The organism is Prevotella sp. khp7 (assembly GCF_900109055.1).
Classification (GTDB): domain Bacteria; phylum Bacteroidota; class Bacteroidia; order Bacteroidales; family Bacteroidaceae; genus Prevotella.
The window spans coordinates 535,039-551,222 of the sequence record NZ_FOIV01000003.1 but is presented as its reverse complement, the minus strand read 5'-3'; the positions used below and the strand labels follow the sequence as shown (position 1 = coordinate 551,222).

Here is a 16,184-nt window from a genome sequence, read left to right as displayed (position 1 = left end):
CATTTACTCCATATCGTTTGCATCAGTTGTCTTCTTCGACGAAGCAGACTTACGAATGGCGCGCTTGCGAGTCTTCTTCTCCTCGCTTGATGTCTTGTCAATCTTTACACCCGCCAGTTCTGGGTCGATCATGATGCGACCACAGTACTCACAAACGATAACTTTCTTGTGCATCTTGATGTCGAGTTGGCGCTGGGGCGGAATCTTATTGAAGCAACCACCACAGGCATCACGCTGAACGTAAACAATACCAAGACCATTGCGTGCATTCTTACGGATGCGCTTGAAAGAAGTCAACAAACGGCTCTCGATTTTTGATTCGAGGTCCTTTACTTTCTCTTTCAGTTTCTCCTCTTCTGCACGAGTCTCAGCCATGATCTCGTCGAGTTCATTTTTCTTCACCTCAAGATCGCCCTGACGCTCCTTGATAACCTCTTCGTTAGAAGCTAACTCATTCTGCTTTTCCTGAATACGGGTGTTGGCCTCGCGAATCTTCTTATTGCAGAGTTCAATCTCCAGTGTCTGGAATTCAATTTCCTTTGACAGCGTGTCATACTCACGGTTGTTCTTCACCTCGTCCAGCTGGCTCTTATAGCGAGCCACGCTTGCCTCAGCATCAGCAATCTCGCCCTTCTTCTGAGTAATGGCAGCTTGGAACTCATTGATGTCGCTCTTAATCTTTTCAATACGAGTGGTCAGACCTTCGATTTCATCTTCCAGGTCCTGTACTTCGAGAGGCAGTTCACCTCTCAGCGCTCTTTTCTCATCAATTGCAGAGAGAGCCGACTGAAGCTGATATAGGGTCTTCAGTTTCTCTTCTACTGACAAATCTGTAGGATCTTTCTTTGCCATAATTTTACTATATTAGATATACAATATTGGATTCGTACAAGTCTCAGCGATATATGTCTTTACGTCTGGGCATTCCTTCTGTATAATCTCCTCGAACACCTCAGCCGTATACTGTTCGCTCTGATAATGGCCGATGACGCAAATCTGTATCTGCTGCTCATAGCCGAAGTACTGGTGATAGTGCATCTCGCCCGTGATAAAGGCGTCGGCTCCTGCTTTCACGGCTTCATCGAGCAAGAAATCACCTGCCCCGCCACAGATAGCAACCTTTTTGACAGGGCGACGGAGCAGTTCGTTGCACATGGCGCACTCCACTCCAAAAGTTTTCTTCACCTGAATAATGAAATCGTCAGCAGCCTGAGGTTCTGGCAATTCGCCTGTCACGCCACTCCCTGCCTCGATACCATCTACGCTTTTCTGGGCGAAGAAACCAACGTTCTTCAGTCCCAGTTTCTGAGCGATGCGGAAGTTAACACCCCCACGTGCATTGTCCATGTTGGTGTGCATCGAAACAACAGCGACGCCATTCAGTATAGCCTTCCTCACCGTGCGTTGCACATCCGTCAAGTCGCTGATTGTTTTCAGGCCGCGGAAGAGCAACGGATGATGGGATACAATGAGATTGCACCCCTTCGCGATGGCCTCGTCGACAATACGTTCGTTGACGTCCAAACACAATAATGCCCCTGAAACCTCCGTCTCTGTCAGTCCAACCTGCAAGCCAGCATTATCCCAACTTTCCTGCAAGGGCAGAGGCGCGAAACGTTCAAGGGCGCTCAGCACTTCTTTTATTTTCACGCTGCAAAGGTACAACAAAAAGCCGAGACAGCGCCTCGGCTCACCTATTTATTAAACGTTTTTAACTCTTTACCAATCACTTAGCTTAGCCTGAGCCTCTACCTTTTCCTCTATCTGATCGTCAAGGGAAGGAAAAAAGTCGATGCCCGTCAGGCGCTCTATTTCGTCGACAGAGCGCACCGCCTCAACCATTTTCTGCTTCACGCCCTCGTTGCGATAAACGAAGCCAATGGCTTTCACCCTACCCTGGCGGCAAAGCACCACCTTGAAAAAGGCCTCAGGCACACGCACCTTATTCTTTCCTATCGTCTTCCATTCACCTTTCGGGCTGTAGAGCGGTCCGCACACGATATCGATGGCACCGTATTTCCTCGCCCAATCGCGACAAAGTATCTCGAGATCGTTCCACTCATACTTGTTGAGCCCGTGATTCTGCGGACAGATGTTCGTAAACAGGAACGACTGCGCCATCGCCTGCTTGTCCCACTTATTATCGCCAGCAGGACACATATGTCCCCTGTCGTAGCGCGAGTTATAGTAGTCCATATTCGTGGCGCGACGTCCTTTGGCGATATCTTCATCCTCGGTAAACACCTCCTGTTTGCGCTGATGTGAGCCATAGGTATGTGCTTTCGTCAGATGCCATGCCACCCAGTTGGGCGTCTTCGTCTGTTCATTGTACGACGTGGTGTAGCCCACACGCTGAAGGATCCGCTCTGGGCGGTCCTTCAGTTTGGCGGGCAGCTCATATTTCACGATGCTCTGCCCCTGACAAGCCGTAAAGCTTACCATCAGAGCCAGCATCAATATTATGTTTCTTCTCTTTCGCATTGCCTGTTATCAGAAGTTCTTGCGGACGCCTTGCCATTCTGGGAACTTCAGCTTCAGATAGTCATCATCGAGGAAGAGAGCCGACTGACCAACAAGTCCCTTCAACTGCCAGTCGAGCCACTTCACGACAGCCTTGGCATAATTGCCGCCAAACTTCTCGTAGTAAGTGCCGCTGTGGCCGTCCTTCGAGTTAAGCATCACCACAGGTATGTTATCAGCTATACGCTCATAGTCTTTCTGGGCATTTGCATAAGCAATGTCGCCAGGACCACCAATCATATAGAACATGGGCTGATGCAGATTCTTCAGATTCTCCTTCGTAGAACCCATCATCTCCATATCGCCGATACCTGAGTTAAGCATCACGCAGGTCTTGATACGGGGGTCGTATGCCACGCCCAATACTTGAGCGCCACCACACGACTGGCCCATGGCAGCCACGCGCTGCAAATCGAGGCAATGATAGTACTCTGAGCCTTGAGCAGCATTCTGCTCTGTCAGCCAGTCGAGCACCTCAAGCAGCATTTTGGGATATGTGCGGAACTGTGGAACTGCGGGCTGCTGTTTCTTGGCTTTCTTGGCGGCCTTGGCAGCCAGCTCGCGCTGACGGGCCTGCTCCTCCTGACGGGCCTTCAACTCCTCAGGCGTCAGAGGCAGGATCTTCTCACCATTGGCCATCACCACCTCACCTTTTGTTTCAGGATAGGCCGACTTGAGCACGCCACGCCACTGGGCCATCACATCTTCCTCATCATAGGGACCGATAGCTGCAGCCACATAACCATAAGAGGCCACCTCGCTGAGCAACAGACGCATCTCGACGTTGTTATTGAAGCAGGCACCGTTGGCATATACAATCACAGGCAGGGCACCCTGACGGGCCACCACATCCTTCAGGTTCTGGGGACGATAAACGGTGAAGCCTGGGCATGAAGCGTCGCCTACAACCTCAGACTTAAAAGGACCTGTACCGCCCTCTTCTACCACTTGCTTCTGAACGGTCTGGGCATCCATCAGCCCCACACTCATAGCGATCATCATCGCTGATAAAAAAAGTTTCTTCATTTTCGTAATATTTTAATTCAGTTTTTTATTGGGTTTATAATTAATTCGTTTAGTTTGCAAAGTTACTAATAAGCAAACAAATATCCAAATAATATCTGTTTTTTTTGAGCAAGCTCCCACTTCGAGCGCAACTCGACATTTCCGAGCAGGATGATTCTCCGATGCGAAAACTCCAGACAAAGCAACGCTCATAACTCGCGCAAAAGTCAGAAAGCAATCAATCGGTCGCAAATACGCGAGTTTTGAGCTGTTTTGTATCTGCCTGAATACATGGTTGTTACAAAATATTGTCAGGATATCATACTAAAAAAAACCTTGAAATGCCCGATTTTTGATATATTTTCGCCCTAAAAAGCCACAGCTTTAGACCGACTAAAGTGGGACTTTACTCCGAGCAAACCCCTACTTTACTTACTTGAAACTCTTACTTAGTCGTAATACAACTCCAAAACGCCCTAAAAAGCCTCCCAGTTTCTCTAGATTAAGAAAACTGGGAGGCACTTTTTCAGACATATATTCTTTACAATCTGCTATAGGTTTTCGCTAAAAGACCACACTTTCTTATCTGTCAAGAGAATGGTAAGTCCCAAGACAAGCACGGAAGCTGAGATGCAACCTATCGTCATAAAGAGCATCATCGCGAAAGCGTTGACAGGAGTGAGACCGCCCAACAGCAGACCCACCAGCAGCAAAGGCATTGAGGCGAGAGCGAGCTGAGAGAGATTTACCATCGTGGGCTGAACAACAGCCAACAGAGCGCTACGCATAAAGGGCTGGAGAGCCTTAAAATGGGGAGTACCATTGCCACGCAGGAACTCGTAGTGCTCTTTATCTGTTTGTAGGGCAGAGAGATAGGTACTGAGTCCACGAACAAGCATCGAGACAGAGTGGCCCATCAGAAGCGACATCACGGGTACGAACCAACGGACATCAAAAGCTTTAACGGGCAGAACGACAGCTAACAGCCACATGCCTACCAGAAAAACGCCTAGGAACAAACCTAATGCCACAGCAGGCAGCATAGCCCTACCCTTCAGCTCACATCGTTTCAGCACGAGCCACGATCCTCCCAAGGCCATTGCCACAAGCCAAGCCACAGACAACCAGACGCTGTCGACCCTTATCAGCACCCACACCAGAAGGCAGAGCGCCAGCAACTGGGCTGCCATACGGCCAATAACCATCAGGAATCTGACAAGTTTCTTGGGCTCAAAAAAATAGAGCGCCCCAGCAGGAATCAGCAACAGCAGAAGGGCGAGAAAAGTATGTAATATCAATATCTTCATTATATTTATATAGGTCTTATAATCTTACAATCATATCTGCATATTCTATCATCTGAGGATGACGGCTTGCAACAAGCACCGTCTTGCCCATCGCTGCCTGCGCCTTTAGCAACTGAATCATACGCATCGTCAGCTCTGGCGTAAGAAGGGCCGTTGGCTCATCGGCTATCACAATAGGCTTATTCTCTGCGTCTCTCAGCGTCTTCTCAGCCAGCAGCATGATTTCTTCTGCGCTAAGAGGTTTTGGAGCAATAGCTTTGTCTGCTGAGGGCAAGACGGCGTTCCAAACGGCATATTCGTCTGCGGTTTGCTCTTCAACAGGCTCAGATTCCGTGATAGCATGCGCCAGAAGCTGCATCTGCTGGGGCAGATAGACCATCATCTTGCGGAAGGCATGGGCAGACAAGACTGTCAACAGCTCACCATCGACGCTCACAAAGCCCTCTTTTACTGGCTGAAAGCCCATCAGCGCACGCAGCAACGTAGTCTTGCCAGAACCCTCAGGCCCTGTGACACAGGTCAGCTCGCCATCTTTGGCAATCAGCGAAAGCCGTTCCACCAGCACTCGCTCGCCCACTTCGATTGTGGCATCCTTAAATTCCAGCATGCTTAATATTTTCTGCAAAGATACACATTTTTCACTATTCACTATCTACTATTCACCAAAAAAGTTGTACCTTTGCACCAAATTAATGATAATGGACGTAAAAGCCGATACAAAGAAGTGGCGCTTACCAGCAGAATGGGAGCCTCAGTGGGGTGTGCAGCTTACTTGGCCGCACGCAGGAACAGACTGGGCTCCGATGCTCGAAGAGATAACAGCCACCTACAAGGAGATGGCCTGCGAGATTGAAAAACGCGAAGAACTGCTAATTGTCGGTGAACCATCTAACGACACTTGGGCTAGAGATCACGGGTTCATCACCCTCGTTGATGACGAAGGCCACGCCCGTCTGCTCGACTTCTGCTTTAACGGCTGGGGCGAGAAGTTCGCCGCTGAACTAGACAACGCCATCAATCGCAGACTTTATGACGAAGGAAAACTGAAAGGCGAATATGTGGACTGTCTCGACTTCGTGCTCGAAGGTGGTTCTATTGAGAGCGACGGCAAGGGCACGGTGTTCACCACTACGGGCTGTCTGCTGGCACCTCATCGCAACCAACCTCTTAGCAAAGAACAGATAGAAGAGCGATTGAAACGTGAACTCCACGCGAAACGCATACTCTGGATAGACTACGGCAACCTGACGGGCGACGACACCGACGGGCATATCGATACATTAGTACGCATCTGTCCAGAAGACACCTTATTATATATGGGGTGTGACGATCCTGACGACGAACAGTATGAGGACCTGAGACTGATGGAGGAACAACTGAAGACCTTCCGCACGCTTGAAGGCAAGCCATATCGTCTGATGAAACTGCCAATGCCCCGCCCTATCATCTTTGATGGCGAGAGACTGCCCGCCACGTATGCCAACTTCCTTGTAGTGAACGGAGCAGTGCTCTGTCCCACCTATGCACAGCCCGACCTCGATGCAGAGGCTCTTCGGGTGATTGGCCAGGCATTCCCTGACAGAGAGATTGTGGGCATCGATTGTAGAAGTATCATTAAGCAGCATGGCTCGCTCCATTGCTGCACCATGCAATACCCCAAAATATGAAAGAACTGAAGATTGGATTTCTACAGCAGCACAACACGGCTGACACGCAGAATAACATACTGCGTCTTGCAGAAGGAGTTAGCGACCTTGCCAAGCGAGGCGCCCAGTTGATTGTATTGCAGGAGCTGCACAACTCGCTCTACTTCTGTCAGACGGAGAGTGTTGACAATTTCGACTATGCAGAGCCCATCCCAGGCCCTTCAACCAAGCTCTTTGGCGAGATAGCCAAGCAGTTTGGGGTGGTTATCGTGACCTCGCTCTTCGAGAAACGGGCATCAGGGCTCTATCATAATACGGCTGTTGTCATCGAGAAAGACGGCTCGATAGCCGGCATTTATCGGAAGATGCACATTCCCGACGATCCAGCCTACTACGAGAAGTTCTACTTCACTCCTGGCGATTTGGGATTCCATCCTATACAGACCTCAGTTGGAAAACTGGGTGTACTTGTCTGTTGGGACCAGTGGTATCCGGAGGCAGCACGTCTGATGGCCCTACAGGGCGCCGACATGCTGATTTATCCTACAGCCATCGGCTATGAGTCGAGCGACACGCCCGAGGAACAGCAACGCCAGAGAATGGCTTGGCAGACAGTTCAGAGAGGACATGCCGTTGCTAACGGCCTGCCCGTCATTACCGTCAATCGTGTAGGCCATGAGCCCGATCCTTCTAGTCAGACAAACGGTATCCAGTTCTGGGGTACATCGTTCGTAGCAGGCCCTCAGGGCGAAATCATCTACGAAGCCTCTACCGATGAGGAAGAGAGTATCATCGTGGAGCTCGACCTCGACCACTCAGAACAAGTACGTCGCTGGTGGCCATTCCTCCGCGACCGCCGCATCGACAAATACAGCGACATTACCCGCCGTTTTATAGACTGAAATATTTAAGAACTAAATCATAATTATGAGCAATCAACTAAGATTCCAAGTTGTAGAAGAAGCTTTCAAAAAGAAGGCCCTTGAGGTGGCTACACCTTCTGAGCGCCCATCAGAATACTTCGGGAAATATGTATTCAACCGCCAGAAGATGTATAAATACCTGCCTGCTGATGTGTATAACAAGCTCATCGACGTTATAGACAATGGTGCCCGTCTAGACCGCAGTATTGCCGACGCCGTAGCTTTAGGTATGAAGCAGTGGGCACAGGAAATGGGAGTCACCCACTATACTCACTGGTTCCAGCCCTTAACGGAGGGAACGGCCGAAAAGCACGATGCCTTCGTGGAGCACGACGGAAAAGGCGGTATGGTAGAGAACTTCAGCGGAAAGTTGCTTGTTCAGCAAGAGCCCGATGCCTCATCATTCCCCAACGGCGGCATTCGTAATACCTTCGAGGCTAGAGGCTACTCTGCATGGGATCCGACATCGCCCGTATTCATTATCGACGACACACTCTGTATCCCAACGATTTTCATTTCATATACAGGCGAAGCACTCGATTATAAAGCCCCGCTTCTGCGCTCTCTCCACGCTGTAGGAAAGGCAGCGACCAACACTTGCAAGTATTTCTATGACGACGTCAAGAAGGTGCAGGTGAACCTAGGTTGGGAGCAAGAGTACTTCCTTGTTGACGAAGGTCTCTACTCTGCCCGTCCTGACCTAGTAATGACAGGTCGTACGCTAATGGGACACGAAAGCGCAAAGAACCAGCAGATGGACGACCACTACTTCGGCACAATACCTGATCGCGTACAGGCCTTTATGAAGGATCTGGAAATTCAGGCCTTGGAACTCGCCATCCCTTGTAAGACCAGACATAACGAGGTGGCTCCTAACCAATTTGAGCTCGCTCCAATTTTCGAAGAGTGTAATCTGGCCGTCGACCACAACATGCTGCTTATGTCGCTCATGAAACGTGTAGCCCGCAATCATGGTTTTCGCGTCTTGCTCCACGAAAAGCCCTTCGACGGCGTCAACGGCTCGGGTAAGCACAACAACTGGAGCCTATCTGCTGATAATGGTATCCTGCTCCATGCACCAGGCAAGACACCTGAAGAGAATCTGCGTTTCGTGACCTTCATCGTAGAAACCCTAATGGGTGTATATCGCCATAACGGACTGTTGAAAGCCTCCATCATGAGTGCAACCAATGCCCATCGTTTAGGGGGTAATGAAGCACCTCCATCCATCATCAGCAGTTTCCTTGGCAAACAGCTGACGGAGTTGCTTGACCACATCGAACTCTCAGACAAGGAAGAACTCTTTGCGCTGAAAGGCAAGCAGGGCATGGAAATCGATATTCCACAGATTCCTGATCTGATTATCGATAACACCGATCGCAACCGCACATCGCCTTTTGCATTTACTGGCAATCGATTTGAGTTCCGTGCTCCAGGGTCTTCAGCCAACTGCGCCTCAGCCATGATTGCTCTGAACTCTGCAATGGCAGAGGCCCTGAACTCTTTCAATAAGCGAGTTGACAAGCGTATCGCTAAAGGCGAGAATAAATTGTCAGCCATCGTTGACGTGCTTCGCGAAGACATTAAGACATGTAAGCCCATACGTTTCGACGGCAACGGCTACAGTGATGAATGGATAAGAGAAGCTGCCCGTCGCGGACTTGATGTAGAGAAGTCATGTCCCAAAATCTTTGAGCACTATCTCGATGACTCAAGCATCAAGATGTTTGAATCGACTAAGGTGATGAACCGCAAGGAGCTTGAGGCTCGCAACGAGGTAAAATGGGAGACATACGTGAAGACTGTACAGATTGAAGCTCGCGTCATGGGTGACATGTCGATGAATCATATTATCCCTGTATCTACTCATTACCAGTCACAACTCATCAAGAACGTTCAGGGCATGAAAGACGTATTTCCTACTGATCAGGCTAATCGTCTCTCGGCACGTAACATGAAACTTATCCAGGAGATTGCCGAACGTACTGAACGCATTGAGCAACTTGTAGAGGATCTGACCGATGCTCGCCGAGTGGCTAACCATATATACAACATACACGAGCGTGCTATCTCATACCACGATACGGTATGTCCGAAAATGGATGCTATCCGCTATGAAATCGATCATCTAGAGATGATTGTAGAAGACGGACTCTGGTCACTCCCCAAATACCGTGAACTACTCTTCATCAGATAATAAGAAATCCCGCTCCAAAAGAGCGGGATTTCTTATTTTACTAGAATACTGTAGGTAATCCTATTCATATATCTTTCGATGGTTCTTATGAATGAAATAGTTAATCGTATAATCGAAAATTAACCATACACCTAAGTCAATCAGAAATATCCATGTACTTCCCAGGTGTAACCATACACCCAACATCGTCACAAGAACAATGAGCAGAGATGTCATAATGAGCACAGCCATGACCCAACGGGCACTTAATCCTGTACGAAGTAGTTTATGATGTATATGATTCTTGTCTGGCAAGAACGGATTATGGTGATTCTTCATTCTTGCAATAACCACCCTTACTATATCAAACATAGGAAGAAGCATCGTTGAAAGACCGATAATCAGAATATCACGAGGGAACGCTTTGCCCGACTCACTTGCCATTGAGATCAGAAGGAAACTAACAAGATAGCCTAAAGTCAAGCTACCTGTATCACCCATAAATATCTTATGTCCTTTTTGTATGTTACCATAGACATTATAGACCCAGAAAGGCAACAGGATTCCCAACATACCAAAAGCAAACAGGATGAAAAGACATTGACCTGTTACCGCAGCCGCCAAACCAAACGTACTAAGGGATATTGCACAGATGCCTGCAGCCAAACCATCAATACCATCAATCAAATTGATAGCGTTAGTAACATAAACAACTGCGAATACCGTTAACAAAATACCTATGCATGCTGGTATCTCATTTATCCAGAAAAGTCCTGCCAAATCGTGAATCCATACACCTGACAGAGGAAAGAGCAAAGCACATACAATCTGAACTAGGAACTTTGCTTTATACGTGACACCTATCAGATCATCAACAACACCCACAAGGAAGAGCATCATCATGCCAACAAAGAGCAAGACAAAACGAATGAATACGATATCGAGATGTACTATTTTATAAGGAATGCCTAGCATCACCCAACAACCAACTATCAAGCAGACACATATTAGGAGAATAGGCAGAAAAGTAATGCCTCCCAAACGTGGAACAGGCGTATCATGCATTTTGCGAAAGTCTGGGATATCAAATAACCGTTTACGGTGACTCAATATCAATACCCTTGGGATAAACAGCCATCCCAATACAGCCGACAGCAACAAAGGTGCTGCCACCGACAACAATGTCATCATCATATCATCCATTCCTGCTCTACCCAACTATCACGATTTTTATTCTTAAAATAACTAATCACCACTTGCAGCACAAGCCAGCAAGCTACGTTTCCTACCAACAACAAGGACAGGTTCCAGTCAAGCCATACACCTACAACATTCAACACGATAAAGAATGCCGATACCAGCAGAATGGTGATAAGGACATTAAACGGTCCCATTCCACCCATCATCAGACGATGATGAATATGATTGTTGTCACGAGAAAATACACTACGATGATTTACCGTACGCATTACAGCAACGCGTAATACATCAAACATAGGAATCAGCAAAGTGCCAAAACACACCATAATTATACCTTCAGGCAGAGTATAACCGCCTTGACGACTTAGTGCTATCACGACAAAACTCAGCATATAGCCAATGGTCAGGCCACCAGTATCACCCAAATAGATGTTACGCCAACCGATACGCCAACCCATCACGTTACGGAAAAAGAATGGGAATAGCATACCTACCATTGCTGAACAAATCATTAACAAAAATGGCATATCTGCAATCAGTGACAACGCGCCCAATACAGAAAAGGCTATCATAGCCATACCAGATGCTAGACCATCGACATCATCCAACATCGGAATTGCATTAGTAATAAACATCACCGTCATCACCGTTCCAAATAGGCCTATCCAATAGGGAAGTTCATAAATGCCCAACAAGCCATGCAAATCATCTAACCACAATCCCGATAATGGTATCAGCAATGCAGCCAAGAACTCAATAACCAACTTAGACACTAATGATACCCCTATAAGGTCATCCATCACACCCAACAGATACATAGTTGTGAGCCCTGCTATAGCAAAAGTAAACTGTACAAATGTGTCTTCATCTTCGCCAGATAACAATGTACGCCAATCGAACATCAAACACGATACAGCCGCCAAGCCAACACTAACAACCAAAATAGGGAATAGCGACACACCACCTAAACGGGGTACATTTCGATGCCCTTTATCTGTATAGCGAGGGGGGAGGTTCAAATCCTTTTTCACACTAACCACCAAAATACGCGGTATGATATACATTGCTAAACCAATAGATAGTAGCAATGGAACAAAAAGTGATAGATATAACATTTAGTTCTTGATAAATTCGTGAAGTTTATATATATAACGAAGACTCAGTAGGAAGATGTTGGAGTGAACACCATGTGCGCGCAATGCGCGCAGATGTTCTTGCATAATCTTTTTACGACTACTAATACCCGCAGTTGAGACTCCTCCCGTACGCATGGTAACAAAGTCTTTCTTGATATATTTTATTTTGATACGATGGATGAATATCAGTCTTAGCAGATTCTCAAAATCCGCAGCAATACTATATGAAGTGTCAAAACACCCATACTTCTCATAAATAGACTTACTACAATAGAAAGAAGGGTGAGCTGGCATCAATCCAAAACGCATAAGAGGGCGACGAAAGACAGATGATGAATAGTAACGAACACACTTTGTCACATCGTCGCTCTTCACATAATGGATATCAGCATAAACTGCATCCTGTTCTCCCAACAAAAAATTTCCCGCAATGGTTTGAAGTACATCTACAGAGGTATAGAAATCATCAGAATTCAGAATGCCAATAATGTCACCTGTTGCCATAGAAAAGCCTTTGTTCATCGCATCATAAATGCCACGATCCGGTTCACTGACATATTTCATTTTTCCTTCAAACCTAGGCTCATATTCTTTTATGATATCTAATGTACCATCAGTCGAGGCGCCATCAACCACAATATATTCATAACCTTGCCATGTCTGGCGAAGGATACTCTCCATTGTGTCTCTTAAAGTAGCCTCACTATTATAAGTAGCTGTTATTATTGATATTTTCATAAATAAGGTGTCTTAACTATATATGTATCAAATCGCAGATTATATGCCATCTGAAGCCCAGTTTCTGCCAAAAGGAATAAGGACTCGAGGCAGAGGCTGTAGAGGCATTATCGCCATGACGGTTATAATGCATCAATTTATCAGGGATAAAACAAACCGAATATTTGAATGCAGCCACATTACCAATCCATATATCGTGCATAGGAATATCAGCAGGAAACGGTAGAGAAGCTTCCATAACATTTCTACGAAAAGCCATACAACAGCCAAGATAACCGTTTTTAAGCAGCAGATTATACCATTTCCCAGAACGGGTACGATTTACTGTATAGAAAGAATTACAGATAACATTATCATCAGCATCTACTATCATATTATCACTAACCACGCAATCATATTTCTGCAGATAGTTCATGGTAACAGCCACCTTTTCCGGCATCCAAACATCATCTTGATCTGCTAGGAAAATATACTCACCCTTTGCCAGTTCCAAAGCTCTCTCAAAATTCCAAATTGGAGAATGACGATGAGCACCCTCAACCACCCGAAGTCGAGAATCATTTAAACGCTTCAAGATTGCCAAAGTGTTGTCTGTAGAGCCGTCATCAGCGATTACGATCTCATCCTCTGAACCTAACTGGTTCAAGATAGAAATTATTTGGCGTTCAATAAAGCGTTCACCATTATAAGTAGCAATGCATACTGATATCATTGATATTATTTTATCAAATATTTAATAAACATAAAACTCTTGGTGCGAACTGTCAAAGCCAAAGTATGTCTTAGCACCTCCACGTCCACCATTTTTTTTATATGGTGGTTCTTACGAGCAGCACGTGCACCCTCGATATAAAACTGATACCTCCTGAACAACTTGCCAGTCTCCGTCTCATCATTTGAAAAGGACTGATGAGCGACACTTCCTACCCTATAAAAGGAATCTGACACAAGCCCCAATCTGGAGAAAAAATCAAAATCTGCAAAATCAAGCCGAATGTCCGCATTATAACCTCCAACCTGTTCAAATGCCGATAACCGTATACAAGCACCACTGTTGACTGGCAGGTAGTCATCTAATTTGTAGACACCTTCCGAAAGTTTCTCCCAGCGTTTCCAACGGAATCCCCGACGAATCGGAGAAAAGGGCAGACTGCAAGCATAAAGAATCTGAGGAACAAACAGACTGATATCCGAATGGGCACTCAAAGCCATCTGTAATATGCTAATATAATCTGCTTCAAACTTCGTATCCTCATCTAACAATAACACTGCATCAATATCGCTCAAGTGTTTGGCAATCGATGCTCCATAGTTATAGGCAGCAGACACGCCTCCGTTTTGAGAATCGTGATAGTAGCAGACCACATCACTCTCATAGCACTTATTCTGAGGCATCGGAGAATTCTCGTATAGCAACACTCTCAGTTTGGGGTAATAACTTAAGAGCGTACGATATACATTCGACTCATGAAAGTCAACATTATACAGAACTACTATCGGAAAGATATTCATCTTGTGAGAGTCTACAACAAATAACTAATGCCAATATAACCACCGTCATTCCTATGGGATTATTGACATACGAGTTAAAACATGACTGGAGGTATATCATAAGTGTTGCGGTCACCCAGAAATCAACCGTTTCCTTGAATCTAGCAGGAACAGACTTAGCCAACGAAAGAATCATGACCAACAGCGATCCCCAAAAAGCCAGGCCAAGAATTCCCTGCTTATGGAATATCTCCATATAAGCCACCTCCATGTGAACAGAACGCTCGTCTACACCATGACCAAAACCGTGACCAATAAATATAGACCATGGCGTCACTTCATCCATAACCTGATGGAAGGTCACAATACGGGTCACATCTGATTCTTCACGATTCTCCTGAAACATTTCCAAGAAAGAGAATAGGTCCATAACCTCAGCCACCTCGTATAACAAGAACAAAATCAATATTCCTGCTACAATTTTAGTCATATCTATATGATGAGTCTTGAGATAATATACTAACATCCCGAATGCCAATAGTACATAGAAGCCGCGTACATAGGTTAAGACGATTGCCAGAATCGTCAACGCCATCCAGATGTATTTTTTCTCTTTATAGAAACCCACTGCTGCTATCGGAAGAAATATGAATCCTTTATAGAAAATGGCACATCCAATTCCACGAAAAGAGAAAGAGTCATTCTGCAGAGTAATATATGCCACCTCATAGCTGACGATCCCCGTCACATCTGTCAGAAACAGATAGAACAGATAGAATATCGTCATAATTTTGCCAGCCAAAAGAAGTAGTTTGAATGCCCTATTCATCATCTTCTCGGTGGATAACACATAATAATAAAACAGAATTATATAGAAATATATAAGAGGTTTGATATCATCCATAATGGCCTCGTTCTCAGAGCCCATCATTAAAGCCCAGAAAAACGAGAAGACTAATACACCCGTAAACAATAGTAAAGACCAAAGAATGGCCTTGGGGAAATCATCTGACCTAATAACGAAGAATATACTGATTGTTACAGCAATCAGATAGTTTACCATTCTCATGGTCAAAAAGCCCGCCACTGGCAACAACTGTCCACTACCCATCAGGAAGAGTTCCATCAGGACAATGTAACAAAACACACGCAGATATCTATTATCAGTTATTTGCTTTTCTTCCATTTCTCTTTATGAAACCAATAAGATAATAGCACCAACGCATATTCAGAATTGGTGACAGCATCTTGCCAATCTTATATTCTTTACTATTTAAGAGCGTCTGATACTCGTCGCTCTCTACAGGATTAAAAAAATAATTCGCATAAATATCCTTATGATTCTCCCAAATCTGCTGGCGAATACGAGCATACGCCTTGAATGAGTTGCGGTTTCTTGATTCATACTTCATTCTATAGAAGAAAAGATATTCATCAATACGGTGAACAATATCCTCCTCTTTCAAGAACGACAACCAGAAATCCCAATCCTCCAGTCCCTTAACCATCTTAGGGTTATAACCCATTGTTTTATCAAAGTCTCTTTTGCGGAATAAAGCCGTGCAAACTAAGACGTTTCGGCAAATCATACGCCGATAGTCGTACTCTGGCAATTCGTAGTTTGTGTTTTTTGCACCAAAAAGTCGGGTATTTGTACACACGACTTTTACCTCTGGATGCTGTTCTATATATCCAACCGTTTTTTCAAGATAGGTTTCCGCGATTTTATCATCTGCATCCAAAGGCAGGATATATTTACCACGACTCTGTCGGATAGCCGTATTACGAGCCACGCTTACACCTTCATTAAACTTATCAATATAATAGAATCGCGGATCATCCTCGCAGAATCCTTTCATCTTTACCAAGGAATCATCGGTAGAACCATCGTTAACTACAATACACTCAAAGTTTGAAAATGTCTGTTTACTGACACTTTCCAAAGTCTCCAGAATAAAACGTCCTTGATTAAAGCAAGGAACGATAACGGACACTAACGGTTTTTTGTTATTCTTACTTACTGGTTTACTCACAGACTAAAT

16 protein-coding genes are annotated in these 16,184 nt (G+C 45.6%); 3 read left to right on the top strand and 13 right to left on the bottom strand.

Going from position 1 to position 16,184, the window contains the following annotated elements:
* Positions 1-3: 3 nt before the first annotated feature.
* The 6 genes from BMX82_RS09280 to BMX82_RS09255 form a co-directional block, all read right to left on the bottom strand.
* Complete coding sequence (locus tag BMX82_RS09280) at positions 4-852, bottom strand: zinc ribbon domain-containing protein (protein WP_036909396.1); 849 nt, start codon at positions 850-852, stop codon at positions 4-6.
* Between the two features lie 12 nt (positions 853-864).
* Positions 865-1,650, bottom strand: a complete 786-nt coding sequence (locus BMX82_RS09275) for a Nif3-like dinuclear metal center hexameric protein (protein ID WP_091768184.1) — start codon at positions 1,648-1,650, stop codon at positions 865-867.
* Between the two features lie 69 nt (positions 1,651-1,719).
* Positions 1,720-2,481, bottom strand: coding sequence for a DNA/RNA non-specific endonuclease (locus tag BMX82_RS09270; protein ID WP_091768180.1), 762 nt, complete (start codon positions 2,479-2,481; stop codon positions 1,720-1,722).
* A 9-nt stretch (positions 2,482-2,490) separates the two neighbouring features.
* Entirely contained in the window at positions 2,491-3,546 is a 1,056-nt protein-coding gene (locus BMX82_RS09265; RefSeq protein ID WP_143058355.1) for an alpha/beta hydrolase, read from the bottom strand.
* Positions 3,547-4,076: 530 nt separating this feature from the next.
* Positions 4,077-4,832, bottom strand: a complete 756-nt coding sequence (locus BMX82_RS09260) for an ABC transporter permease (RefSeq protein ID WP_091768177.1) — start codon at positions 4,830-4,832, stop codon at positions 4,077-4,079.
* Positions 4,833-4,848: 16 nt separating this feature from the next.
* Positions 4,849-5,439 (bottom strand): ATP-binding cassette domain-containing protein, encoded by a 591-nt coding sequence (locus BMX82_RS09255; protein ID WP_091768174.1) that lies wholly within the window; start codon positions 5,437-5,439, stop codon positions 4,849-4,851.
* Positions 5,440-5,524: 85 nt separating this feature from the next.
* On the opposite strand from BMX82_RS09255, the gene BMX82_RS09250 reads away from it, so the two are divergent.
* Genes BMX82_RS09250 through BMX82_RS09240 form a run of 3 tightly spaced genes read left to right on the top strand, consistent with a single transcriptional unit; the run spans position 5,525 to position 9,598 of the window.
* The gene (locus BMX82_RS09250; protein ID WP_410524411.1) at positions 5,525-6,499 is read left to right on the top strand and encodes an agmatine deiminase family protein; all 975 of its coding nucleotides are present in this window, start codon (positions 5,525-5,527) and stop codon (positions 6,497-6,499) included.
* The gene (locus BMX82_RS09245; protein WP_036911269.1) at positions 6,496-7,380 is read left to right on the top strand and encodes a carbon-nitrogen hydrolase; all 885 of its coding nucleotides are present in this window, start codon (positions 6,496-6,498) and stop codon (positions 7,378-7,380) included. Before BMX82_RS09250 ends, BMX82_RS09245 begins: the two co-directional genes overlap by 4 nt.
* A 25-nt stretch (positions 7,381-7,405) precedes the next feature.
* A complete protein-coding gene (locus BMX82_RS09240) occupies positions 7,406-9,598 on the top strand; it encodes a glutamine synthetase III family protein (RefSeq protein WP_091768168.1) in 2,193 nt (730 codons plus the stop codon).
* Positions 9,599-9,658: 60 nt separating this feature from the next.
* On the opposite strand, the gene BMX82_RS09235 is transcribed toward BMX82_RS09240, so the two are convergent.
* The 7 genes from BMX82_RS09235 to BMX82_RS09205 are packed head-to-tail and all read right to left on the bottom strand — an operon-like array spanning position 9,659 to position 16,136.
* Complete coding sequence (locus BMX82_RS09235; protein WP_036911510.1) at positions 9,659-10,771, bottom strand: MraY family glycosyltransferase; 1,113 nt, start codon at positions 10,769-10,771, stop codon at positions 9,659-9,661.
* Positions 10,768-11,892, bottom strand: a complete 1,125-nt coding sequence (locus BMX82_RS09230; protein ID WP_081911063.1) for an MraY family glycosyltransferase — start codon at positions 11,890-11,892, stop codon at positions 10,768-10,770. The genes BMX82_RS09235 and BMX82_RS09230 overlap by 4 nt, the downstream gene beginning before the upstream one ends.
* Complete coding sequence (locus BMX82_RS09225; protein WP_036911273.1) at positions 11,893-12,651, bottom strand: glycosyltransferase family 2 protein; 759 nt, start codon at positions 12,649-12,651, stop codon at positions 11,893-11,895.
* Between the two features lie 16 nt (positions 12,652-12,667).
* Positions 12,668-13,363: a glycosyltransferase family 2 protein gene (locus tag BMX82_RS09220; protein ID WP_091768166.1), complete on the bottom strand. Its 696-nt coding sequence runs from the start codon at positions 13,361-13,363 to the stop codon at positions 12,668-12,670.
* A 5-nt stretch (positions 13,364-13,368) separates the two neighbouring features.
* Positions 13,369-14,163, bottom strand: coding sequence for a glycosyltransferase (locus tag BMX82_RS09215; protein WP_091768163.1), 795 nt, complete (start codon positions 14,161-14,163; stop codon positions 13,369-13,371).
* Positions 14,132-15,328 (bottom strand): hypothetical protein, encoded by a 1,197-nt coding sequence (locus tag BMX82_RS09210; protein ID WP_103915155.1) that lies wholly within the window; start codon positions 15,326-15,328, stop codon positions 14,132-14,134. The genes BMX82_RS09215 and BMX82_RS09210 overlap by 32 nt, the downstream gene beginning before the upstream one ends.
* Entirely contained in the window at positions 15,306-16,136 is an 831-nt protein-coding gene (locus BMX82_RS09205; protein ID WP_177172068.1) for a glycosyltransferase family 2 protein, read from the bottom strand. The genes BMX82_RS09210 and BMX82_RS09205 overlap by 23 nt, the downstream gene beginning before the upstream one ends.
* Positions 16,137-16,184: the final 48 nt, after the last annotated feature.